General features: G+C 43.3%; 19 protein-coding genes and 1 other RNA gene. 6 read left to right on the top strand and 14 right to left on the bottom strand.

Annotated elements, in window-relative coordinates:
• Positions 1-329: 329 nt before the first annotated feature.
• From JMY01_RS06900 to JMY01_RS06865, 8 genes are all read right to left on the bottom strand, one after another.
• On the bottom strand, positions 330-1,628 hold the full coding sequence (locus JMY01_RS06900) for a PHB depolymerase family esterase (RefSeq protein ID WP_201574875.1): 1,299 nt from the start codon (positions 1,626-1,628) through the stop codon (positions 330-332).
• A 56-nt stretch (positions 1,629-1,684) separates the two neighbouring features.
• Positions 1,685-2,107 carry a CopG family transcriptional regulator gene (locus JMY01_RS06895; RefSeq protein WP_201574874.1) on the bottom strand — a complete coding sequence of 141 codons (423 nt, stop codon included), beginning with the start codon at positions 2,105-2,107 and terminating at the stop codon, positions 1,685-1,687.
• Positions 2,108-2,360: 253 nt separating this feature from the next.
• Positions 2,361-4,154 carry an acyl-CoA dehydrogenase C-terminal domain-containing protein gene (locus JMY01_RS06890; RefSeq protein WP_201574873.1) on the bottom strand — a complete coding sequence of 598 codons (1,794 nt, stop codon included), beginning with the start codon at positions 4,152-4,154 and terminating at the stop codon, positions 2,361-2,363.
• A 423-nt stretch (positions 4,155-4,577) separates the two neighbouring features.
• Positions 4,578-6,275, bottom strand: a complete 1,698-nt coding sequence (locus JMY01_RS06885) for a bifunctional diguanylate cyclase/phosphodiesterase (protein ID WP_201574872.1) — start codon at positions 6,273-6,275, stop codon at positions 4,578-4,580.
• Positions 6,276-6,354: 79 nt separating this feature from the next.
• Positions 6,355-7,314 carry a 16S rRNA (uracil(1498)-N(3))-methyltransferase gene (locus tag JMY01_RS06880; protein WP_201574871.1) on the bottom strand — a complete coding sequence of 320 codons (960 nt, stop codon included), beginning with the start codon at positions 7,312-7,314 and terminating at the stop codon, positions 6,355-6,357.
• A 216-nt stretch (positions 7,315-7,530) separates the two neighbouring features.
• A complete protein-coding gene (locus JMY01_RS06875; protein ID WP_201574870.1) occupies positions 7,531-8,379 on the bottom strand; it encodes a methylenetetrahydrofolate reductase in 849 nt (282 codons plus the stop codon).
• Between the two features lie 13 nt (positions 8,380-8,392).
• A complete protein-coding gene (ahcY, locus tag JMY01_RS06870; RefSeq protein WP_201574869.1) occupies positions 8,393-9,817 on the bottom strand; it encodes an adenosylhomocysteinase in 1,425 nt (474 codons plus the stop codon).
• Positions 9,818-10,185: 368 nt separating this feature from the next.
• Complete coding sequence (locus JMY01_RS06865; protein WP_201574868.1) at positions 10,186-12,081, bottom strand: TonB-dependent siderophore receptor; 1,896 nt, start codon at positions 12,079-12,081, stop codon at positions 10,186-10,188.
• Between the two features lie 340 nt (positions 12,082-12,421).
• On the opposite strand from JMY01_RS06865, the gene JMY01_RS06860 reads away from it, so the two are divergent.
• Positions 12,422-14,341, top strand: coding sequence for a mechanosensitive ion channel family protein (locus JMY01_RS06860; RefSeq protein WP_227677740.1), 1,920 nt, complete (start codon positions 12,422-12,424; stop codon positions 14,339-14,341).
• Positions 14,342-14,477: 136 nt separating this feature from the next.
• Here the strand turns inward: JMY01_RS06860 and JMY01_RS06855 are convergent, their stop codons facing one another.
• From JMY01_RS06855 to JMY01_RS06835, 5 genes are all read right to left on the bottom strand, one after another.
• Entirely contained in the window at positions 14,478-15,110 is a 633-nt protein-coding gene (locus JMY01_RS06855) for a DNA-3-methyladenine glycosylase (protein ID WP_201574866.1), read from the bottom strand.
• Positions 15,111-15,503: 393 nt separating this feature from the next.
• Positions 15,504-16,235 carry a Smr/MutS family protein gene (locus JMY01_RS06850; protein WP_201574865.1) on the bottom strand — a complete coding sequence of 244 codons (732 nt, stop codon included), beginning with the start codon at positions 16,233-16,235 and terminating at the stop codon, positions 15,504-15,506.
• A gap of 105 nt (positions 16,236-16,340) precedes the next feature.
• The gene (trpC, locus tag JMY01_RS06845; RefSeq protein ID WP_201574864.1) at positions 16,341-17,210 is read right to left on the bottom strand and encodes an indole-3-glycerol phosphate synthase TrpC; all 870 of its coding nucleotides are present in this window, start codon (positions 17,208-17,210) and stop codon (positions 16,341-16,343) included.
• A gap of 75 nt (positions 17,211-17,285) precedes the next feature.
• Positions 17,286-18,392, bottom strand: coding sequence for an anthranilate phosphoribosyltransferase (gene trpD / locus JMY01_RS06840; protein WP_201574863.1), 1,107 nt, complete (start codon positions 18,390-18,392; stop codon positions 17,286-17,288).
• 80 nt (positions 18,393-18,472) lie between these two features.
• Positions 18,473-19,096 carry an aminodeoxychorismate/anthranilate synthase component II gene (locus tag JMY01_RS06835; RefSeq protein WP_201574862.1) on the bottom strand — a complete coding sequence of 208 codons (624 nt, stop codon included), beginning with the start codon at positions 19,094-19,096 and terminating at the stop codon, positions 18,473-18,475.
• Between the two features lie 208 nt (positions 19,097-19,304).
• On the opposite strand from JMY01_RS06835, the gene JMY01_RS06830 reads away from it, so the two are divergent.
• From JMY01_RS06830 to JMY01_RS06820, 3 genes are all read left to right on the top strand, one after another.
• Positions 19,305-19,778, top strand: coding sequence for a hypothetical protein (locus JMY01_RS06830; protein WP_201574861.1), 474 nt, complete (start codon positions 19,305-19,307; stop codon positions 19,776-19,778).
• A gap of 417 nt (positions 19,779-20,195) precedes the next feature.
• Positions 20,196-21,605 (top strand): type I glutamate--ammonia ligase, encoded by a 1,410-nt coding sequence (gene glnA, locus JMY01_RS06825; RefSeq protein WP_201574860.1) that lies wholly within the window; start codon positions 20,196-20,198, stop codon positions 21,603-21,605.
• A 205-nt stretch (positions 21,606-21,810) separates the two neighbouring features.
• Entirely contained in the window at positions 21,811-22,611 is an 801-nt protein-coding gene (locus JMY01_RS06820; RefSeq protein WP_201574859.1) for a DUF4124 domain-containing protein, read from the top strand.
• A gap of 168 nt (positions 22,612-22,779) precedes the next feature.
• Here JMY01_RS06820 and JMY01_RS06815 read toward each other — a convergent pair whose 3' ends face one another.
• Entirely contained in the window at positions 22,780-23,496 is a 717-nt protein-coding gene (locus JMY01_RS06815; RefSeq protein ID WP_201574858.1) for an SIMPL domain-containing protein, read from the bottom strand.
• A 405-nt stretch (positions 23,497-23,901) separates the two neighbouring features.
• Between JMY01_RS06815 and ffs the strand changes: the two genes are divergently transcribed.
• Together ffs and JMY01_RS06805 are read left to right on the top strand one after the other, a co-directional pair.
• Positions 23,902-23,998: signal recognition particle sRNA small type (gene ffs / locus JMY01_RS06810), an RNA gene on the top strand.
• Positions 23,999-24,203: 205 nt separating this feature from the next.
• Positions 24,204-24,800: a LemA family protein gene (locus tag JMY01_RS06805; protein WP_201574857.1), complete on the top strand. Its 597-nt coding sequence runs from the start codon at positions 24,204-24,206 to the stop codon at positions 24,798-24,800.
• Positions 24,801-24,825: the final 25 nt, after the last annotated feature.

The following is a 24,825-nucleotide window of genomic DNA, read 5'->3' as shown; positions in this document are numbered from 1 at the left end:
TTGCAAATGATAAATAAAGTTTAGCAAATTAGCTAATAAGCTTGTGTATCTCTTAGTGAATTATGCGTACACTAAAAGTTAACCCAAACGCTTGCAGTACTTAGATAGGACATAATGTATCATATAATACTATAAACCAGACTCAGATAGCTGAATCTAATATCACAGTTTTGGATGAACGAACCACACATGAACAGTAAGTAACTGTTTATGAGAGCGTAAGACGCTAGGCTATGAGAGTAAGATGCTTGAAGAGCACAGGACACTTTATGTTAAAATCATTTATTGATGAGGCAGGTTTTTGCCTCACCAAGCGAGCGTGTGAGCAATTAACGATTCAAGAAAAACCGCAGCATCTCCTTTGAAGCATCTGGCCCATTGGGATCAGTATAAGACCCTGCGCTACTGCCACCTGCCCAGCTATGCCCAGCACCGTGCATCTTCCAATACTCCAACTGACTAACGCCTTTGTCATCCTTAATCTCTAGTTGAGTACTGCGACAATTTTGCTCAGAGCTCTTTTTATGCTGTTGTATGTTTAAACCAGTCTTTTGCGCTTGTAAACGCTGTTTTGCCTGCTCGACGACCTGCTCACCATTACGAATACTCACCGTATGATCCTGATCACCATGAAACACAATCATCGGTACAAACTGACTGTTTTTTGCAGCTTGTAGATCAGCCGAGCCACCCTTATGCATCGCTAGCATTGCTGATGGAAAATCGGTGGCACTGCGATAAGCCAATCCTGAATGCACACCAACTGCAGCATACAATTCTGGATAAGTCTCAGCCATAATCACCGCCATAGCAGCGCCAGCAGATAACCCTGCAATATACACCCGTGATGGATCTACTGCGTAATCTTTGACAACGGATCGAGTCAATTCTGCAAGCCATGCAGGCTCACCTTGACCTTGCTGTTGATCAGTAGGTCTAAACCAGTTCCAACAGCGATTGGGGTTGGCAGAGGCGGGCTGAGAGGGATAGACAATTAGGCACTGGTGCTCTTCTGCTAATTCATTCATGCGTGTGCCCACGGCAAAATCTTCTGGCGATTGAGTGCAGCCGTGTAGCATAACTATCAAAGGCACTTGTAAGCTTTGCTCTACAGCTTGTACATAGTTTGAGGGAATATATAGTCTGTAGTCATGACTGCCTTGAGAGGACTTAAATGTACCTTTCAGAAACTGCGCATTCTCAGGAATAGTCGGCTCAATATGCGTATTAAGTCCAGCGCTGATACCACTTATATTCATAGCTGATGGCAAGTCTAGTTTAAAGTTCTTAATCTTATCGGTAAGACTTTGTATGCTATCAGGCAGCTTATTGGATGATTTACTAGCAAACTCTTCAGTATTTGCCATATTTTCTTTTTTTACAGACTTTTCTTTTTCTGTGGGCTTTGCTTTTTTTGTGGTTGCGCTATCTTGTAGCGTGGGTCTATCAGGCGTTACATCTTTCATTGTATTGGTATTACTGGTGTTGTCAGTAGTATTGCTGTCTGATACGTTGCCGCTTAAGTTATTTTGAATGAGGGTAGTGGCCTCTTTTAATCGGCCTGATTTCATCAGTTCCATCGCCTCTTTAAGATGCGGCGGTGTCATATTAAATTTTGAAAAATCCATGGGGTGTTTTCCGTTATATGTCTATAAATTTTGAGGGTAATTGTCAAAGCAGATACTTAACTCATTTTGTTGGCCAATACGGCTTTTATCTCTCGGCTTGCCTGAAGCACGCCTAATACAGTAATGCTTTCGATCGTGGCCTCCACAAGCTCTGGTGTCACGTCAGCAGCGATGGTCGCCAGACCCAATACTTGAATGTGTAGTTTTTCATTACGCTCTTGCACCGCTTCAAGATCGGCGCGGGTGTAATGACGTAAGCCTAACTCTAAGGTTTTACGAGCAACGGTTTGACGTACCACATCAGCATGGGTGGTGAGCTGATTGCGTATCGCCGTGCGGATAAAGTCGGTGCGATTAGAATAAAAGCCTTCTTGCACCATCAAATCTACTTGCCCAAGATCGACGTAACCTAGATTGATAGTGACCTTTTCTGTCTCGCCTGCGCGGGTGCGAATGGGCGTTGTATTCTTGCTTGCCATCGAATATTCCTTATAAGAAAACTTCTGAATATCGATATTATACTCCAATTGGAATCCATTTGGAGTATAAATAGTGGTTTTTAATAAAAATTAACATGAACGGCTTAAAATACTTTTAAATTTGCAGATCATTAACAACCCCGTATACAAAAAAATCGGCAACACACCGAAGTATGTTGCCGATAGGTATATTGTTGCCAAACTCTCAATCAATTAAAAGATTAAGTACTGAATCAAGAGTTAAAACATTTAATTAAAAGGCAAACTGATCAACATCCATGCTCATGTACGGCTCAACACCCGTGCTGATGCGCTGTACGTGGGTAGTAGTACGTGGCAGAAGTTTGGCGAAGTAGAACTGCGCCGTTTTGATCTTGGCATCATAGAATGCTTTTTCGCCGCGACCTTCTTTTATAGCTGTCTGAGCGACCAACGCCATACGTGCCCATAAGTAGGCGAGGGTGACGTAACCACTGAAGTACATATAATCAACGGCAGCGCCGCCTACAGCGTCAGGGTTTTCAGTGGCTTGCATGCTGATACGAGCGGTCAGATCGCCCCATTCTTTTAGGTGCTTGGCAAGTGGGCGGATAAACTGACCCATCTCATCATTGTCTATGTTTTCTTTACAGAAGGCTTCGATGATATTGACAAAGTTTGCTAGCATCTTACCTTGTGAGCCCAAGACCTTGCGACCTAATAAGTCCAGCGCTTGAATCTCAGTCGTACCTTCGTATAAGCAAGCAATGCGTGTATCACGTACGTTTTGCTCCATGCCCCATTCACTGATAAAGCCATGACCACCATACACTTGTACACCATGGTTCGCAGCCTCAAGACCAGTTTCAGTCAAGAAAGCCTTGGCAATTGGTGTCAATAGTGACAGCATTTGGTCAGCGAACTTCAGCTCATCGCCTTCGCCTTTTGCGACGGTATCGGCAAAGTGTGAAAGGTAGTAAACCAACGCGCGGCCACCTTCAGCAAAGGCTTTTTCGGTCAATAGCATATTACGGACTGCTGGATGTACGATGATAGGGTCGGCGACTTTATCTGGCGCTTTGACACCTGATAGTGAGCGCATGGCCAGACGTTCTTTAGCATAAGTCAATGAGCCTTGGAACGCGTACTCTGCAGCCGTTAGACCTTGAACAGCAGTACCGATACGGGCGACGTTCATAAAGGTAAACATGCACTGTAGACCACGGTTTTCAGGGCCAATCAGATAACCTGTTGCACCATCGAAGTTCATCACACAAGTCGCAGAGGCTTTGATACCCATTTTGTGCTCAATAGAGCCACAGGTAACTTGGTTGTCTTCGCCTAAGCTATTGTCTTCGTTGACCATCACTTTTGGTACGATAAATAATGAGATACCTTTTGTGCCAGCAGGAGCACCAGGCAGGCGAGCCAAACAAATATGAATGATGTTTTCTGCCAGATCATGCTCGCCCGCTGAAATAAAGATTTTTTGACCAGTGATGCTATAGGTGCCATCATCATTAGGCTCTGCTTTGGTACGGATGATACCTAAGTCAGAGCCTGCATGTGCTTCAGTCAGACACATGGTGCCAGACCATTCGCCCGTGACCATTTTTTCTAAATAAGTGTCTTTTTGCGCATCAGTGCCATGATGTTCAATGGTTTGAATAGCGCCATGTGACAGACCAGGGTACATAGAGAATGACCAGTTGGCAGTACCGACCATCTCATTGATGACAGTAGACAGTGAGAACGGCATGTTTTGACCGCCGAACGCTTCTTCTGCAGTCAAGGCAGGAAACCCAAGCTCACAATATTGCTTGTAGGCTTCTTTAAAGCCTTTAGGAGTCGTAACCTTGCCATTGTCAAACTGACAGCCTTCAGCATCGCCGCTTTGATTTAAGGGAGACAGCTCATTTTCAGCAAAGCTTGCAGCCATCTCAAATAGGCTGTCCATCAATTCACGGTCGGCCTCTTGAAACTTTGGCAGACGCTTGTAATGGCTTTCGCTGTCAAGTAACTCATGCATCACAAACTGGATATCACGTAGGGGAGCTTTGTACTGCATAACTTTCTGTCCTTTTTTGGGATATGAGCGACAACGACGGCATAGCTAAATGTATGACTGTCTGCGTTGTTTATAGTTTTCTGATGCCAGATTATCCATAGTTTTTATAGATAATGACATCGGTCATATGGAGTAACGTTGAGAAGAGATAAAAGAAATATGACTGTATTCGTAATTCGTAGATTCATGACAAAAGATAGGCTTTCACCAAGAATTATACAAGTTTAGTCATAATACTGATAAGTCATGAACCCTTCTTGCATCCTTATTCGATCAACGTTGTAGGACAAAAAACCACTTTAGAATATTGTAATGAGGAGAGAGATATGAGGAATGACAGGTACTAAATGAAGTCGTAACAATAGGGCTGTTATAAAAGATAAATCACATAAATGGCTATCAAGCTATCTATTTGCTAAGTATCTATTTGCTAAGAAGGGATTCAGTCAGCAGTGTGGTTGCCACCTCAGCGGCAACAGGCCGGCCAAACCAGTAACCCTGACCATACTTGCTACCCATTTGTAATAACAAATCACGTTGTTGTTCAGTTTCGATACCTTCAGCGATGGCGCTCATGTCGAGAGCCGTAGCCAAATCTAAGATGCATTGCACGATAGCTTGTTGAGTGCGGTTATGAGCGATTTCAGAAATAAAGCTTCTATCGACTTTAATAAAATCAAAAGGGTATTCCTGCAGATAGCTCAATGACGCATAGCCAGTACCAAAGTCATCGAGTGCCAAGCAGACTCCCAACTCTTTAAGTGCAATCAGCTGCTGTTTAATATTGGCATGGCGCAGCATTAAAGAGGATTCGGTGACTTCAATGTGTAGCTGATAAGGATGGATAGGGTAGCGATCAAAGAGCTGACTGACGAAGCCAAAGAATTCAGGATGGCGAAATTCAGCCGCATCGGCATTGATGCTGACATATTGGGTAAAGCCCATGTCTTGCCAAATAGACAGTTGCTCGGTTATTTGCAATGCCATTTGACAAAATAGCTCAAACGACATTTTATGTCTGATAATAGCGTCGATAAAGTCTTTTGGTGAGAGCAGGCCGCGGCTAGGATGTCGCCAACGTACCAATGCCTCAAAGCCTGTGATTGCTCCAGTACTTAACTCGATTTTGGGCTGATAGTATGGCTCAAATTGATTGTCATTGATTGCTTTGCGCAGCTCAGACTCAAGTTGTAAGTTATCTATTGCTATATAGTTCATCTTATCGCTATACCGACAGATACCGTGACCACCTTGCTGCTTGATATAGTGTAGGGCTTTTTCAGCTTTATTAACCAAGTTGGTTACTTGGTTGCCGTCTTGAGGATAGTAGCTCACTCCAATAGATATCTGCAGATAGATATCCTTACCTTTTACTTTAAAGGGCCGTTCACACATTTGCAAAATACTGTCAAGCTCACTACAGATCATATCGGTATCTTTACACTCAAACAGCAAGCCAAAGTCATCACCGCCAAAATGGGCAAAGCAGTGTAGTTTTTTGAGCCCTAAACTATTGACCCGACCGACAAACTCTATCATAAGATTGTTGACCAATTCTTGGCCAAGGCTATTGGTAAGCGTACGATAGCGATCTATATTGGCTCGAGCGATGACTAATTGTTGCTCAGTGGTTATTAATAAATCGTGGCTATGACTCAAAAATACTTTGCGATTGGCTAAGCCTGTCAACTGATTGTAATTGAGTAAATGGGTCATTTGTTGTCGGTCTTTGACAGCTGATGAGATGTCACGAATGATAGCAAAATAATAGGTGGTTGCCTCAATACACGTTCTATTGAAGGCTATATAACAGTTGATCTTTTGACCATAACGAGAGGCTAAAACAAATTCATTTTCATAGAAACCATTACTGTCTAGGCGATCGGTAATATGTCTTAAGAGAGCGGCTTCCTTTTCTGACAAAAACTCAGAAGCATATATCCCCAAAGGTCGTCCAAGCAAAAAATCCTCGTCATAACCGAGCATATCCTCGTAGGCAGCATTGATGGCCAGATAGCGCAGTTCAGCATCTAGGATAAATATAGCATCGTCAAGGCGTTCACATAGTTCAGAGAGCAGCTGCTGCTTGATGGGTGATGATATTTGTTTAAAAGTGCTCATGACTATGCTCAAGGGTAAAAAATACAGTGGATAAATAGAAGTTAAATAGGTAGTGATTTTTAAGGGTGATAAAAGCCTATCAGTGGTTATGTTGCAATTGATAAAGTGCATCAAGGGTGGCTAAAGCAACCACCGGTGCCGTTTCAGTCCGCAAAACCCTTGACCCAATTTGCCAAGGTGCAAAACCAACGGCCTCGGCTTGTTTACATTCATCGTCGCTGAGCCCGCCTTCAGGGCCAATTAATAGCTCAATAAAAGGCGAGTCCTGCTTTAATACTGTTAATAACGACTTAGGCATAGCAGGCTGTCCAGCTGCTGGTACGCTCATTTGCAGGCGCATATCTGCTGGTTGCTGTAACACTTGATAATAAGCATCCTGACTTAACGCTGCCACGATAGGGCTGACTGATATGCTGCTAACAGTCTGGTCGTCGTTATTATCGTTGTTACTAGCGTTTTTATTATCATCGCTCTGATTAATAATCATGCTACCAGTTTCTGTTTTTTTGCTCTTTAACCATTGCGAGACAGGCTGCGGCGCAACAATAAGCGGTGGCCGATTGAGTCCGCACTGCTCACAGGCAGCGATGGCAACTTGCTGCCAATGGAGAAGTTTCTTATCCACTTGCGCAGCTTTTAGGTTGACCTCACCATGGTGGCTGCTTAGAAGTTGGATGGCGGTTACTCCAAGCTCAGTGGCTTTTTGAATCGCATAATCCATACGCTCACCGCGACTCATGACCAGACCTATGTTGCTGATAATAGGTGCGGCGCGATCATCGCTTAGATAAGCAAGTAAAGTGACAGTGGCCTGTTTTTTACTGATTTCTTGTAGCTTTACTTGATATTCACCGCCAAAGCCGTCGAATAAAATGCCCTTATCACCGACATTTGCGCGGAGTACACGGCACCAGTGATGCACGATGCTCTCTGTTAAAGCGACGCTCGTACCAATGGCTAAGCGACTAAGTCGAGGATTATCAGTAGTGTTAGTGTTGCTTGTAGTTTCATTATTTGTTGCATAAAAAAAACGTCGCACAGTTTTTCAGTCCTATAGTCCGAACAATAATCCGTTTAAATATATTAGCAGAATATTCATTGAGTAGGTAAAAGTATTGTTATTCTTATCAAAATATTTCGCCCATTGCTCATTGTTATTGTTTTTAAGAAAGTGGTTTTGATAAAAAAGCTTCAACAATAAAAAAACTGGCACTCCTAAGAGCGCCAGTCGTTTAGAAATAAACACACGTGTCGTTTAGCCAGTCAATCCCAATGCTTCAACCAAGCGTTTATTTGGCTCAACCTTATTCATGCTATAAAAATGCATGGCAGGGACGCCCTCAGAGATTAAACGCTCACATAAGCGATAGACAACATCAAAGCCAAACTCGCGAATGGCGGTGCGGTCATCGCCGAAATCAGCCAGTTGCTTACGCACATAACGCGGGATATCAGCGCCACAGCTATCAGCAAAGCGTACGAGATTGCTAGAGTTGGTAATCGGCATGATACCCGCTACCAATGGCTGTGCAACGGTATCGATACCGCGACCTTCTAAGGCGTCACGCAAATACAAATAGCTATCTGCGTTATAGAAGAACTGGGTGATTGAAGAGTTTGCACCCGCTTGGTACTTATTGACTAGATTGTCGATATCAGACTCAAAGCTACGCGCTTGTGGATGCATTTCAGGGTATGCAGCGACTTCGATACGGAAGTGATCACCTGAGTGTTCGCGAATGAACTTCACCAAGTCTAAGGCAAACGGTAGTTCACCCATGCCGACCTGACCTGATGGCAAATCACCACGAAGTGCTACTAAGCGCTTAATGCCCAAACTCTTGTAAAGATCGAGCAACTCAGCGATTTCACTTTTGTCATCACCAATACAAGACATATGCGGCGCAATTTCAGTCTCACCGCGCGCGCACAATGCTTGTACGATATCTAGGGTGCGGCTACGAGTTGAGCCGCCCGCACCGTAGGTCACCGAAAAGTACGCAGGTGATAGTTTATTCAACTCATCGTAAGTGCTGAGTAGCTTTTCGTGCCCTTGCTCGGTTTTGGCTGGAAAAAACTCAAAAGAGAAAGCAGGCTTACTCACAGTCTGACTCCTCTTAGTATTTATAAGCGTCAGGCTTGAATGGCCCTTCGACAGGAACACCCAAATACTCAGCTTGCTTTTCGGTCAGCTTGGTTAGCGTACCGTTGAAGCCTGCAACCATGGCAGCAGCGACTTCTTCGTCTAGCTTCTTCGGTAATACTTTGACGTATAAGTTGTCAGTACGCTCATCAGCTGGCAAGTCAGCGAATTTTTCTTCAAACAAATACATCTGTGCCAATACTTGGTTGGCAAATGAGCCGTCCATGACGCGTGATGGGTGACCAGTGGCATTACCTAGGTTTACCAAGCGACCTTCAGCAAGCAAGATGAGATAATCGTTTTCATCGTCTGAGCGGAAGATTTGATGTACTTGTGGCTTAATCTCAACCCAGCGCCAGTTGTCACGCATAAACTGCGTATCGATTTCGGTATCAAAGTGGCCGATGTTACAAACGACAGCGCCAGGTTTTAATGCCGCTAGCATATGCTTATCACAGACATGGTAGTTACCAGTGGTGGTTACGATCATATCTGTATCTTGTAGCAGACGGGTGTTGATACCTTCTGCGCCGCCAGTATTGTCGCCATTGATGTATGGTGACAATACTTCATAGCCGTCCATACAAGCCTGCATGGCACAGATTGGATCGACTTCTGAGACACGAACGATCATGCCTTCTTGACGTAGGCTTTGCGCTGAGCCTTTGCCCACATCACCATAACCAATAACTAAGGCACGACGACCTGCAAGGAACATATCGGTTGCACGTTTAATCGCATCATTTAAGCTATGGCGGCAGCCGTATTTGTTATCATTTTTAGACTTGGTAACCGCATCGTTGACGTTGATCGCTGGTACTTTTAGCGTGCCTTTTTGAAGCATCTCAACCAAGCGATGAACACCAGTGGTTGTCTCTTCTGAGACACCATGGACGATATCAAGCATTTGCGGATACTCATTATGAATCAATGCCGTCAAATCACCGCCATCATCCAAGATTAAGTTTGCATCCCAAAGCTGACCAGATTCTTCGCCGCCAACATGGATTTGTTGACGCAAGCACCATTCGTACTCTTCTTCCGTTTCACCTTTCCAAGCAAACACAGGAATGCCAGCAGCAGCAATGGCTGCAGCAGCATGGTCTTGAGTTGAGAAGATATTACATGAAGTCCAGCGTACTTCTGCACCTAGCGCGACTAAAGTCTCGATAAGGACAGCCGTTTGAATCGTCATGTGGATACAGCCGACGATTTTGGCGCCTTTAAGTGGCTGTTCGGCTTCGTAGCGACGACGCAAACCCATGAGGGCAGGCATTTCAGCTTCGGCGAGAGTGATTTCACGGCGGCCGTAATCAGCAAGGCTGATGTCAGCGACTTTATAGTCAGTGAAAGAGGGATCGATCGTATGGGCAGAGGGTATGTTCGACACTGCGTCCATAATATGCTCCTATCAGTGGTAAATGATTGATAAAAAGAATAAAAACGCAGGTGCCGTTGTTTGCGCTGTCAGTGCTCAGATAAAATAATGAGCACATAACAGTTACCGAGCCTAACATAGGATGAGATTGGCATAACAGTAAAGCTTAAATGCGCAAGTCCATTCTTATGGTGCAACACCTCTCGGAGGGTCATTATTGTAATAGATGAGGCCTCAAATGTCACCTATTGTCACTTATTTACTGATATAAATAATAGCTGGTAACATCCCATAAGGTAACGGGATAGTTTTGACCATAAAAAAAGGCCATCGATTGATGACCTTAATTTATTTTGATAACGACAGGCTTTTTATACTGCTAGACAGATTTATTTCCAAGTATAAGTCAGAGAGGTTAGGAAGTTAGTACCGTCAGTGTTATAACCTGGCTCAGTGAGGTATTTTTCATTAAATACGTTATTTAAGCGAGCCGACATTGATAAGTTCGATGACAGCTGATAGTTGCCGCTGATATTTACAATATTGTAGTTGTCAATTTTAGACGTATTTTCAATATTACTATAGTAATCGTCAACATATTGGTACTCTGCACGAATGTCTAAGTCAGAAAGTTGGTAGCCAACATAGACTATACCTTTATGTTTAGGGCGAGTAGGCAAATAATTACCGTCGTTATCTTTACCACTATCATCTTTAGCTTCTTGATAATCATAGCTTAAACCAAACAAATAGTTATTGAAAAACCAGTCGTTAGTTAAGGTGATACCTTCAATTTTGGCCTCAGCATAGTTTTTACGTTGATAGTTTGCATCACTTGCGATCATATCTTCTACTTTATTACGATAGCCAGTTAAGCGTGTAGATTGGAGTAAGGTGTCATACTCAACAAAAGTTTCATAGTTATCACTTGTCTCAGGTTTTAAATTTGGATCACCACCCCAGTCAAATAAATCATTAAAAGTTGGAACACGATAGCCTTTGGCGTAGTTAACACCAACACGTAGATCTGGTGTTAAGCGATAAGCAGCACCTAGGTTATATGTAGTTTCACTATCATACTCAGAGTAATCATCATGGCGTACGTTAGCTTGTGCATCAATCTTACCTCTAGATAGCATATAGCCTAGAAAGCCACTGGTTACTTCTCGATTGTCAGCTTCGGGGTATGCACTTGTATCTATTTCTTGTTTTAAATGCTCTACACCATATAGCAATTTATCAGTCGCTACTGAGTGACTACCTACTAAGCTAACTTGTTTTTGTGTCGTATCATAGAAGCTAGTATAAGTAGTAGCTGTCGTTTGAGATTCATCGATAGAGTGACCATATGATAGTTTTACTGATGACGTAGGCGAGTAATTCCAATCGATGAATGCTTGAGCCGCACCGTTTTTTTGCTCTGCCTGGGTAAAATCTTTCCCCGTAGTTTTGCCACTGTCAAAATCAGTCGTTGACTCACTGTATAATCCGCTAACGCCCACTTTTAAATCTGGATTGATTTTTTGGCTAAGGTGTAGGCTGTAGTTATCACTTTTGAAGCCATCTTCATCTAAATTATGAATGCCCCAAGGGTGAGTAGGAAGCGTAGCGTTAATGCCATCCGTTTCATTATGACTGGCAGAGATACTTAAGCTGGTACCTTGGTCATTAATAAATTGAGCAGTAGCACCATATAAAAACTGATCGTGCGATCCTGCACCCACTGTGACTGATAGTTGACTTTGATCAACATTACTACCTTTGGTAAATACTTGAATAACACCGCCCATTGCGTCAGAACCATAAATACTAGAGCCTGATGCACCGTATAATATTTCAATACGATCAATCTGATCTGCAGGTAATAGGCTTAGAGCAGGCTCTCCAGTAGATATTGAACTATAGCGAATACCATCAATAAGCACCAATATTTGCTTGCTATCATAACCACGGGTATAAAAACTACCTACCGTTCCTAGTCCACCATTTTGTTTGTAATTGAAGCCTGGTTGGTTTTTAATAACATCTAAAGCCGTTTGACCTTGATAACGCTTAAGCACTTCGCTATCAATGACGCGAGTCTGGGCAATGGTATTGCTGATTTTAGTTGGCGTACGCGTCGCGGTTACTACAATTTTATCAAGCTCGACCTGTGGCAGCTCGTTGTCATTAGCAGCATTAACGTCTGTAGTAGCAGCCATTGCTGTATTGACAGCAAATAAACCAAGCGCGCTTAAGATACTTAAGCGAAGATAGGTGGTCGAAGAAGAACGTAAAAAAATCATAAATAATCCAAAAGTTATCAAGCAAAAGTTACCAAAACGTTAGACAGTTACAGCAGCGCTTATTATCTACAAAAGTTACCACTTTATAAACTTATTTAACCTAATGTTTCTTCACGGTAAGCTGAGTTATTTTCATGACGAATCGCCATTTATGCACTTGAGTGCTGATATTGTTATTTATGTCAGTGGTTTATTATGAATGTTGGCAAGGTAAGTGTGAGAAGTAACAACACTGATGGCTATAAAAACCTGCAATCAAAGCCACTACTGTGATAAATAATTGTTATCATAAGCAGATTTTATGATTAGTGGTCACACATCAAAAGCTAAGAGGTTTGTTTTGTCTATTAAGCACTATTCTATACCTAGTATTACCTCGTCTGTATTGGTGCCATTAGTAAAAGCACCGCTAATGGTGGCAGTACTTCTAATTGCGCTGATATTAAGCTTGGTATTACCAAATAGTAAGGCGGTCGCTGCTGAGGCAGGAGTGCTTGGTGTTGGCGGTGGTACTGAAGAGGTCGTCCGCGAATCGATACCAGACTCATTTGGGCGCGATACACCGCGGCAGACAGTACAAGGGTTCATTAGTGCCTTAGGAGAGAATGACTATCTGCTGGCGAGTAACTATCTAAACTTGTCCAAATCTGACAATCCCACCACAGAAGTGCGTCAGTTCAAGCAGGCGCTTGATGCGGGTGGCCGCTTTCAAGCTGACTTGCAGATTAATAACACGCCTGAGGGTAATTTAACCGATCAGCTGCCACCAAGCCAAGAGAATGTGGGTAGCATTAAGGTCGGTGAAAAAAGCGTGCCGCTGATACTTGAGCGCGTCGTGTCAAAAAATGGCGAGCAGTATTGGCAGTTCTCTTCTGAGACGCTCAGTTCGGTGCCAGAGGTGATCGAAAATACTGAGCCGACTTTGGTATCGCGTTATACCATTGATTCGTTAGAAGGTAAAAAGCTGCTTGGCTATCAGTTGGCGGATTTGGTGGCTGCCATCATCATGATTGTTGGTAGTTTTATACTGACTTATATCATGGTGTGGTTAGGCTATCACTTGCTAAGAATTGCTTATCCACGAGTGCGCGGCGTACCATTACCTCTGCCAAATAGAGTCATATTGCCTTTATCTGTCGTGGTGATGGCACTGATGCTGTCTGAGATAATGGTCTCTGCTGGCGTGTCAGTGACGCTACGCGAGCCGATTAATCGTTTCACTGAAATTGCTTCTTGGCTGGCCGTAACTTGGCTGCTACTAAGGGTGATTGACGCTATATTCACCCGAGCGGTCAACCTAAGCTATAAGAAAAACTATACTGAACGAGTCTCTATCTTAGGTTTGCTGCGTAAAATCGTCAAAGCGCTATTATTGATATTTGCGGTTATTGTCATCTTCGGCAATTTGGGCTTTGATTTGACGACCGGTATTGCCGCATTAGGGGTGGGTGGTTTGGCCTTAGCCCTTGGTGCGCAAAAGACGATCGAAAACCTCGTTGGTAGTGTCGTGGTGGTTGCAGATTCGCCAGTGCGGATAGGCGACTACTGTAAGTTTGGGGATCAAGAAGGGACGATTATTGATATCGGTATTCGCTCATCACGAGTACGTACCTTGAACCGTACTGTAGTTACTGTGCCCAATGGCGACTTTTCATCGATGCAGATTGAAAACTTTGCCTCGCGTGACATGTTTCACTTTTTGCACAGTTTATACATAAAACGCAGCGCTGATATCAACGAAGTGTTCAAAATGGTGGGCGCTTTAGATAAGCTTTTGAAAGAGCATGAGCTGACCAACCAAGAATGGAATCAGGCCAATATTTTGGAGCTGCGTCAAGACTGCTATGTTATTCAACTAAGAGCTTACGTGAATTCTGTTGATGTTATAGAGTTCTACGGCAAACAAGACACATTGTTGGTCGATATATTGACAAAAGTGAAGAAGTACAAAGTTGAGCATGCGCTACCAACACAGCAATTAATTGTTGAACAAAGTGAGCTTGACCATCATATGGAAAACAGCATCGAAAATGATCCTATTGATTCTGTCGATGAGACATCAGAGGCTACTGATCATAGCGAAGCAGAGGCTGTTGAGTTGAAAAAGGAAGTTGATAACACTGAGGAAAACAAACAAGCTGATGATAAGCAAGCAGTACGAAAGGTTAACAGGAAGAAAGCTCGCCGCTATACGTTAGCAAAAAGGAAGTTTAGGTATGTCAAAAAGAACCTTAAACTCTCTATCTGGAACCAACCTTAATACTGACTTTAGGGGACTTTTTAAACAGTTTGCATAGCCAGTTATAAAGATAATAGCTGCTCATATACTCATGTAATTAGTGCGATTATGGCTATTTTTACTACAAATCTGACTACATAACTTACTACATAAATTACTACAAAGGCACTGCGGTTTTATTACGTAAAAAACCGTAGTGCTCCCATAGCAGTAAGCTTGCGGCACTAAGGTGTGGCGACCAGTCTTGGGTTAAATTCTTTAGCTGTTTCGGCGTTGGGCGCTCTGTCAGGCCTAATAAATGCATGGCAGCGACTTTGATTGCCAAGTCATCGACAGCGAGTATGTCCGCGCGCTTTAGAGAGAATAACAAATACATCTCAGCTGTCCAGTTCCCAATGCCAGTCACAGCCGTAAGGGTCTTGGCTACGTCTTGATTGGTCATCGCTTCCAGTGCTGCAAAATCTATATCATGCTCTACTAAAGATCGAGTATAGCGGATTTTTTGCTTAGATAATCCTTGTGCCCGCAAGGTGTCATCGGTTGCTTCACGAATGGCTTGCGGAGCAGTCAACCCAGCATCTATGAGTCGTTGCCAGATACTTGCCGCCGCTGCCACAGACAGCTGTTGGCCAACCATCGCTCTCATGAGCTGCTGAAAGCCACCTGCATTATGTCTCAAGTTGGGTACGCCAACTTGCTCATAGACAGAAGCAAATCTTGGCTCGAGTGCAATGAGTTCGATGATATGCTCTTTTAGCTCTTTTGCAGTTTCGATGGTCTGTCGGCTCATAAGTGACTCATAATCAATAGTTTGAAAGGCAGTGGTAATAAACGGACAATATCTTAGATGGTTTAATAATACCAAACCCAAAAAGTGCGATTAACTTTGTCAAACTTGCTGAGCCTACTAGGTGTAGTGCTTGCACAAGTTTTCCGCGTTACTCTAATTTTTGGTAATGGTATAAGTATCTAAATAGTTATTTAAATAACTATAGTCAGCTGAATGTAAAACTGTTGTGGATTTAAACGCGCTACTGGTATAAATTTTACTTGCGTGCTGCGTATCCAGAGGCTGCGCAAAATTCATCCCAGTAGCGCTATGATGTTTTTAGAGTGTATGGACTATATAATCACAAAAAGGACTGCAAATTTGCAGTCCTTTTCTGTTTTTAATCATTAAGATTTATTTGCTATCGGCTTTAGGCTTTTTGAGTAGTACCAATACCGCGCCATTGCCACCATCTTTTGGCGGTGCAGAGCAAAATGCCAGTACTTCTGGTATTTGACGTAGCCAACCGTTGACGCACGTTTTTAGAATGGCTTCACTGCCTTTACCATGGACAATTTTTACCATGGTTTCATTGTTTTGCTTGGCTTGGTTCAGTAGTTGGGTCATGGCCACGCGTGCTTCTTCGATGGTACAGCCATGAATATCGACCGCGTCATACCAACGTAACTGGCCTTTTTTGAGCTGATCAAAGATCTTGTTTTGCAGGGTAGGGTGTTTGTAAGACAAATACGCTTCACCAGCCACAGGGTTGAGTAGAGCCTGCATGTCTGATAAACCCGCACCTAAGTCTGCATCATCACTGCCTTGGGCGGCGGCACGTTTTGACAGGGTCGCTGCATCAAGCTTGTTTGCTTTTGTCGCACCAGCAGGTGAGCGCACGTTTTTGTCTTCTAGTGGGTTGACGCCATGCATGGCTTGCATAAACAAGACTTTGTCGTCATCGACATGCTCACTGCCCAGCTGTTTGACGGTTTTTTTAACCTGCTTTTGGGTTGGTAATGAAACAGGCTCAGTGGGCTTTTGGTCTTCGCCGTCAGGTGATGTAGTATCGCGGCCTTTGCTCAGTTGGCCTTTGAGCTCTTTGAGCTGGTCTTGCATTTCTTTGGAAAATAGAGAGTTTGACATAAAAGTTAACGTATCATTGGTTAATGGATGAATGAGTAGATTAATCAGTTATACAGTTGATAACAGTTAATAATCAGGCTAAAAATTTGCAAATATGGTCATACTTTACGCCTGTGCTGCAACGCCCGCAAGTAAGGATTGTAACGCTTGTCCAGGCTGATCGGTTTTCATAAACTGCTCACCGATTAAAAAGTGCTGAATGTCGTGATCCAACATCAAACGAATATCTTCGCTATTATGAATACCACTTTCAGTAACTATCAGGGGTTTTTGCGCTGTACCATCAGCATCAGCAGCTAATGCTTCGAGCAAGATGTCTTTTAAATTGAGCGTGGTTTGCAGGTCAACGTCAAAGGTATTTAAATCACGATTGTTAATACCGTAGATATTGTGCGCTGAACGAGGCAGTTCTAGTGCGCGTTCAAGCTCAGCCTGTGTATGGACTTCAATTAATACATCCATGCCAAGCTCGATACTCAGCGCATGTAGCTCTTGTACTTGCGTATCATCGAGACAGGCCATGATTAATAGAATGCAGTCGGCACCTAGTAAATAGGACTGATAGATTTGATACACATCAATCATAAAGTCTTTCCGTAGCACGGGTAAGCTGGCGGTATTAGACGCGGCAATAAGATAGCTGTCATCGCCTTGGAAGTAGTCACGATCGGTGAGTACTGACAGACAGCTGGCACCAGCTTGCTCATATTGCTGGGCAAATAATGCAGGCGAGAAGTTATGATTGATAATGCCTTTAGAGGGTGAAGCTTTTTTGATTTCAGCAATAATACCGATGCCATTCTCTTTAGTGCTCGCAGCTCGTAGGGCTGCCGCAAAACCTCGGCGTGGTTTGTTGTCAGCGGCTACTTTTGCTTGCAAATCTTCAAGAGATAGTGCTGCACGTGCAGCCTTTACTTCCTCTTGTTTGGTAGCGACAATGCGTTGTAACACTGAGGGAATATCTGTATTGGTCATGCTCATATCCGAATATAGTTAAATTTAAAAGGGCAGTAATGGCTAAGTTTGCGTCTTTATTTTGTATGAAATAGGCTAAGCGCTCACCGCCAGCTGCTGTGTATATTTGGCTAAGGACTCAAGTTTGGCTAGCGCATCGCCATTTTGAATGATTTTTTGTGCTCGGCTAACACCATTAGGATAGTTGCTGGCAAGTCCTGCCGTATAAATAGCTGCTCCAGCATTTAGGGCAATCATATCACGCGCTTTGAGTACCGCCCGATCATAAGTATCTGCACCTGATAAAGCGGCGCGTATCAGCTCGAGACTTTGCTTAGGAGAGTCGACGTCAAGCCCGATAAGGGTTTGTGATTCGATACCCGCATCCTCTGGCATCAGCTCATATACAGATATCTCACCGTCTTTTAATTCAGCAACGGTAGTTGAAGTTGCTAAGCTAATTTCATCTAAACCATCTTTTGCGCCGACGACCATCACATGACGTGCGCCTAAGTTTTTCATCACTTTTGCGATAGGCTCGCACAGTTGAGCGGTGAATACGCCGATAACGAGATTGGGCGTGCTAGCAGGGTTGGTTAATGGCCCTAAAATGTTAAAAATCGTCCGTGCCTTTAGCTCACGGCGCACTGGATTGGCATAGCGCATCGCACTGTGATGATTGGGCGCAAACAAAAAGCCAATGCCTTCGTTCTCTATACAGTCTCTTGCTTGTTCAGGGGTGAGCGCCAGACTGATACCCGCTTGCTCAAGTAAGTCGGAGCTGCCAGAATTGGTAGAGACACCGCGGTTACCGTGCTTAGCAACTTGCGCACCAGCTGCTGCTGCCACTAAGGCTGAAGCGGTAGAGACGTTAAATAAATTGGCTCCGTCACCGCCTGTACCAACGATATCAACCAGATAATCACAGCCTTTTGGCTCAATATTGGCCGCCAAAGCACGCATGGCACTCGCTGACGCGGTAATCTCATCGATTGATTCACCCTTCATGCGTAGACCAGTCAAGATAGCGCCCATCATGGCATTACTACATCTGCCTTGCATGATGATAAGCATGACTTGATACATCTCATCAAAGGTTAGATCAATATGCTGAAAAATCCTGCCCAGTGCAGTTGTCAGCAATTTATGAACATCGTCATCAGACAGTTGAGCAATATCATCCGGTGTAGTTGCAGTGGTCATTAGGGTCTCGCTTATTATTATCTTTTGTATGTATTTATAGATGTTTGGGTTGTCGTTAACCGTTTAGGATTGCTCAGTCTTTAGCCCACTTGCGGCAAATCCTCTGAGCTTAATACAGCTAATCTGTGAGTCTGCAAAAAGTTATTAAGCAGTTGATAGCCTGCCTCACTTAAGATGGACTCAGGGTGAAACTGTACCCCTTCAATGGCAAAGCTGTTATGGCGTATTCCCATGATTTCTTCAATGCTACCGTCGGTGTTTTGTGTCCAAGCAGTTATCTCGAAGCAATCTGGCAAACTGGCTTTGTCAATCACCAGTGAATGATAGCGCGTGGCTTGCGATGGGTTAGGCAGATCTGTAAACACACCCTGTCCATTATGATAGACGGCGGACAAGCGTCCATGCATAACTTCACCAGCTTTGACCACCTTGCCACCGAATGCTTGCCCAATCGCTTGATGACCTAGGCAAATTCCTAAAATGGGAATGACGCCTTTAAAGGTATCAATGACTTCTAGCGAAATACCTGCACGATCTGGATCACAAGGGCCAGGGCCAATGACGATAATGTCAGGCGCTAGAATTTTAATCTGTTCGATGGTGACCTGATCGTTACGCCAGACGATGATATCCTGCTGCAATTCACCGAAGTACTGTACAATATTGTACGTAAAGCTGTCGTAGTTATCGATCATCAGAATCATTATGGTTTCAACCTATTGATGTGGTGGTGCTTATAAGCTTTGTATCTTACCACTATTTTGCAAGGTATCAAATGCGGCTAATAGTTGGCAGTCATTTTCTGTTCATCAGTTAGCAGAAAATTATGATTATAGCCGTCAGCCGTAATTTAGGTAGCTACTGTTATACCTATTGAAATGTTATGCCTATTTAAAAATTAAGAGGTAAGAGATGAAAGTTTTTTATAGAGCGGTGTTATGTGGCTTGTTATTTTATATGCCCGCTTATGCTGTCGCTGTAGAGTTATCCGAGACTGATAAAGAGCTGATCCGTCATGGAATTATTGATAATACGCTTAGATACACCGATTTGGCGTTAGCAGCAGACTACTTTGGTTCAGTGACCAGAGCTGTTGCTGCCTCTTTACCTATGCCGGTAAATAATCAATTGCAGGTTGAGCGCGTATTTATGAGCCCTTACTTCAGTGAGTTTACGTATCGTTATACGATAGCATTCACTGCATTAGAAAAAAGGATGCTCAAAGAGGAGTTTTTATCTGAGCGTTCTATCAAAGATTTTTGTAACGATGATTATCTCTCGGAGAATTTCATGCCAGCGAATGGTCACATTTTAGTCTTTAAATATGTGGATGAGAGCTTTGATCCCATTGTCGATATCAAAATGAGCCCAAAGACGTGTCAGTAATCATCGAATATTTTTTAAAAGTAAGTAAATATAGTATATTTAGATGCACCATTTTAATATTTTATAAATATAAAACGCACTAATTTGGTGCGATTTTTATTTAAATACAGACTATTATTGTGCATAATGTTTGAGTCTTATAAGTTAGCAACGTTATTTTCGGACCTTTAATTTTCGCTTATCAAGTCTGAAGCTAGAGTAGGACTGCTCTACAGGCTTTTAGCCAAATTTCTTGGCACAGCGATTGCACTTTGTATTTTGTAAAAGCTTATTGCGATAGTCCAAGTGACAGATAAGCGAGGAAAGAGGTTATATCAGTTCAGCATTATTGATCAGATATTGCTAAAATAGCGCCAGCACTGTGTGCGCACAGCATATTAAAACGCAGAAACATGATAACCATTAGGGAGACCATTCATGTCGAATAAATTATTAGAGCTTATCGAATCATCAAATGCCAAATGGGTTGATTTTCGCTTTACCGATACCCGCGGTAAAGAGCAGCACATCAGCTTCCCAGCGCATAGCGTTGACGAAGAGGTGATGGAAGATGGCAAGATGTTTGATGGCTCATCCATCGCTGGCTGGAAAGGTATTGAAGCCTCGGACATGATTTTGCGCCCTGACCCCGAAACTGCTTTTATCGATCCGTTCTTTGATTCGGTGACTGTGGTAGTGACTTGTGACATCATTGAGCCAACGACCTTGCAAGGCTACGACCGCGACCCGCGTTCTATCGCTCGCCGTGCTGAAGAGTATTTAAAATCAACGGGTATCGGTGATACCGCATACTTCGGTCCTGAGCCTGAGTTTTTTGTATTCGACGAAGTGAAATGGTCGATTGAGATGTCAGGTGTCAGCCACAAGATTGTCGCTGAAGAAGCGGCATGGTCGACCAATAACGACTATGAGTGGGGCAATATGGGGCATCGCCCACGTGTCAAAGGTGCTTATTTCCCAGTACCACCAATCGATAGCTCACAAGACATGCGTTCTGTCATGTGTGAGCGTCTAGAAGAAATCATCGGCGAAGGCTGTGTTGAAGTGCATCACCACGAAGTCGCACCTTGTCAGTCAGAGATTGGTGTCGCGTTCAACACCCTAGTACGTAAAGCGGATGAAGTGCAGCAGTTGAAATATGTGGTACACAACGTGGCGCATCAGTTTGGCAAAACAGCCACCTTTATGCCAAAGCCTGTGGTTGGTGATAATGGTTCAGGTATGCACGTGCATATGTCTATCTCAAAAGATGGCGTAAATACTTTCTCTGGTGATGAATATGCTGGCTTGTCTGAGACAGCGCTATACTTCATCGGCGGTATCATCAAGCACGCCCGTGCCTTGAATGCGATTACTAACCCATCGACCAATAGCTATAAGCGTCTGGTGCCGCATTATGAAGCACCTATTAAGCTGGCTTACTCAGCCTCTAACCGCTCAGCATCTATTCGTATTCCACACGTTAGCAGCCCAAAAGCGGTACGTGTAGAAGCGCGCTTCCCAGATCCTGCGGCCAACCCTTACCTCACGTTTGCTGCGCTATTGATGGCTGGCCTTGATGGTATTCAAAACAAGATGCACCCTGGCGATGCAGCGGACAAAAACTTGTATGATTTGCCACCAGAAGAAGAAGCACAAATCCCAACGGTTGCAGAGAACTTAGAAGTGGCGCTACAAGCATTACGTGATGATCATGAGTTCTTATTAAAAGGTGATGTGTTCACCGAAGAGATGCTAGAAGCATTCATCGCGCTAAAAGAGGAAGAAGTACAGCGCGTCAATGTCACTGTGCATCCTGTTGAGTTTGACTTGTACTATAGCTGTTAATTAGCTGTTAAAACTTTAAATTCTTGATTAAGAAGAACCAGTTGAGGGAATCTTAGCTGGTTTTTTTATGCTTGTAAAAAGAGACAGTTGGGTTAAATCACCAACTTTCTAGGACACACTTACTGATTTCACAAGTTAAATACCGCATAATAGTATTTGTAGCATTATATTTATTAATAATAAGCACTGATTAGGTTGACTGACTATGCACCCAACTTTCCAAGCAACAATAAAAACCCAGCCCATACTGCAATTCAACAATCATAAACTCACTGGGCTATTGCTAGGTTTGGTCATGGGTGCAGCAAGCCTTTGTGCGCCTATGGTCAATGCTGCGCCCATTTACAAAGTAATCGATGAAAAAACAGGCCATGTCACCTTTACTGATCGTCCGCAAAACTATGAGCAGGAAGCGGGTAAACAGATCAGTCAAACGGATGTAATTAGTAATGCTAACATTAATAGCAGCTCTAACAATGCACCTGCTGCAACACCAACCACAAGCTCGGCGGCGGTAACAACGCAATTAGCCGCCAATGCATCCACAAAAGCACCAGTGAACTATCAGCTAACAATGACTGAACCTAATGAGGAGCGCGCTTATCGCCGTCCAGCACAAAGCATTGAGGTGAATCTGCAATTAAAGCCTGCGCTACAAGGTGGCGATAGGGTGGTTATTTATCTAGACGGTGATGAAGTAGCGCAAGGCTTGAGCGCTTCTATTGCGACGGTGGATATCATGCCAGGTGCGCATAATATACAAGCTATCGTCAAAGATGATGCTGGACGGACACTGGCGCAAGCTGAGCAGACGGTTTATGTTATTCAAAATACGCAAACACTGCAAAATAATAAGAAAATTGCCCAACAGCTTTTGGCTTATGAGCGTCTACCTTGGCATCAAAAAGTGTTGTTGAGGTTGCGTCAAAAAGAGAATAATCAGCAAAACATACAAAACAGCCAGCCTGTGACTAATGATGCTTTTGCTAAAAAAGTTGGGAGATAGCTTAATTTGGGCAATAGCTAAATATAGTATGACGCCTAAATTATTTGGTCTTTAGGAGTTTGAAAAAGGGGCAGTTACTGTGATAAGTAACTGCCCCTAGCTTTTGTTCAATGGCTCAAGAATTATTATAGCTCAGTGTTTAATTTACACTGAATGAACTTAGCGCACTTATTTGGTCAGCTCAATCGTACCGTTGGCAGTGACTGAAATGGTGCTATTACCAGACTCAAAGCTTTGGCTAGGTACTGAGGCATCCGCTGCTTCTGCTCTCATATTCATGCTGCTATACATGGGACGTGGGTAGTTGCTACCCGTATTTAGTTTGACATTCACCACACGATAACCGCTCGCATCCCATGCGCGGGTTAGGTTTTTGGCTTGACTTTGAAAGGCGCGAGAAGCTTCGGTCATGAGCTTTTGTTCTATTGCATCTTTTTTGGTATCTGAGACCCCAAAGTTTAGGTTTTCCATGACTAAGGTTTCTTGCAAGTCGGCAATGAGCTGGCTGGTCGCTGCAAAGTCTGTGCTCTTTAAATCTATAGTTGCCTGTCCTGTCCAGCCGATGATTTTGTCGTTCTTATCATAGCGAGGGTAGGTGCGCTGCTGACCCGTACTGACAGTCACACTAGGGTAGCGTTTGGCAATTTTCATGGCGTTATTGATTGAAGTATTGAGCGTTGTGGCCAGTGCCTTGGACGTGGTTGCTTGCGCTTTTTTGTACATACTTGCGCGAACTTCATCATTTTGAATCTCTTCTTTGACTTCGGTTTGAAAAGTAAGCTGATTGTAGCCCGTTGGCTCTGCATGGGCGCTACCCATCATTACTGTCAGCAATGCAGCGGTACCAGTGGCTAGTGCTGCTTTATTAAGTAGAGTGGTTTTCATTATTATCTCCTAAGTGAGTGATGGTATTAATATTTATATGAGTCGTATAGTGATGAGCTCATTTTTATACTGACGTGACTATATTTACATTCATTTATTTATATAGTCAGTTGAAAACAAAACTGTCATAAGTTCTAAAGCGCTACTGGGATGAATTTTGCGCAGGATCGAACAGATACAGCACGCAAGGAAAATTTATACCAGTAGTGCTATAACATTTTTAAATTGAATCTACTATATTCATTTCTTATTCAACACGCCCTAACTAAAATAGCAAAATTTAAAAGTGCTGCTGTGAGAATTTTGTCACTTAAGTTACAGGGTTCTTTGTCCCATAAATCAAAGAGTTTTGAGCTAGGGGTTGCAATACTAAAAAATCCTTGTATAATATGCAACTGGTGGCTCCATTGGTAGCCTCGCAACATTGTTCTATGAATCCCGCCAGGACCGGAAGGTAGCAACGGTAATAGTTATAATGTGTGCCGAGGATGTGCTGGTGGAGTCGCTTTTTTTTGCCCAAAATTTGAGTAAGGCCCTAAAAAAATATTAAGAATGCTAGATTGAGATAGTAAGCCCTTTATTATAATGGGCTTTTTTTGTGCCTGCATTTCGTCTGATTCTGAGGTTTCAGTGGTTCAGATGGGTTAAAATAAGATGATTAAATTTATCACTATTGGTATGAATACTGAAAGCTTTGAGGGTCATTTATGAAAATGTTTGTTTGGCTGTTTATCATTATTGTGGTGCTAATTGTTGTTTTTGGCGTGTCGATATTTAACAAGTTGGTGCGGGCGCGTAACCAAGCGAAGAATGGCTTTGCACAGATAGATGTGCAGCTAAAGCGCCGTCATGATTTGATTCCAAACTTGGTAGAGACTGCCAAGCGTTATTTAACCCATGAAGAAGAAACACTGACCTGCGTGATTAGTGCGCGGAATCATGCCCAAAGCTTGCAGGATTCTAGTAAGCATCAACCAGACTCGCTTGAGCATATGGCATTATTTGCCAAAGCAGAGGGTATGCTGTCCAAAGCCTTGGGGCAATTCTCAGCGGTCGTGGAAGCATATCCTGAGTTAAAAGCGGACAGTATGATTAAAGAGTTGATGGATGAGCTGACCAATACGGAAAACCGTATAGGCTTTGCCCGTCAGCATTATAACGATAGCGTGATGTTTTATAACAATGACCGCGAAGTGTTTCCAAATAATCTTGTCAGCAGCACCTTTGGCTTTCGCCCACTTAGCCCGTTAGTGTTTGAGGATAGAGAAGCAATTGCTCAAGCGCCTACCGTCAATATGGGCTGATATTTCATTATATTCAGATGCGTTT

The organism is Psychrobacter sp. H8-1 (assembly GCF_904846575.1).
Classification (GTDB): domain Bacteria; phylum Pseudomonadota; class Gammaproteobacteria; order Pseudomonadales; family Moraxellaceae; genus Psychrobacter; species Psychrobacter fulvigenes.
Note: the sequence above shows the minus strand (reverse complement) of the source record. Positions and strands in the feature narration are given on the sequence as shown.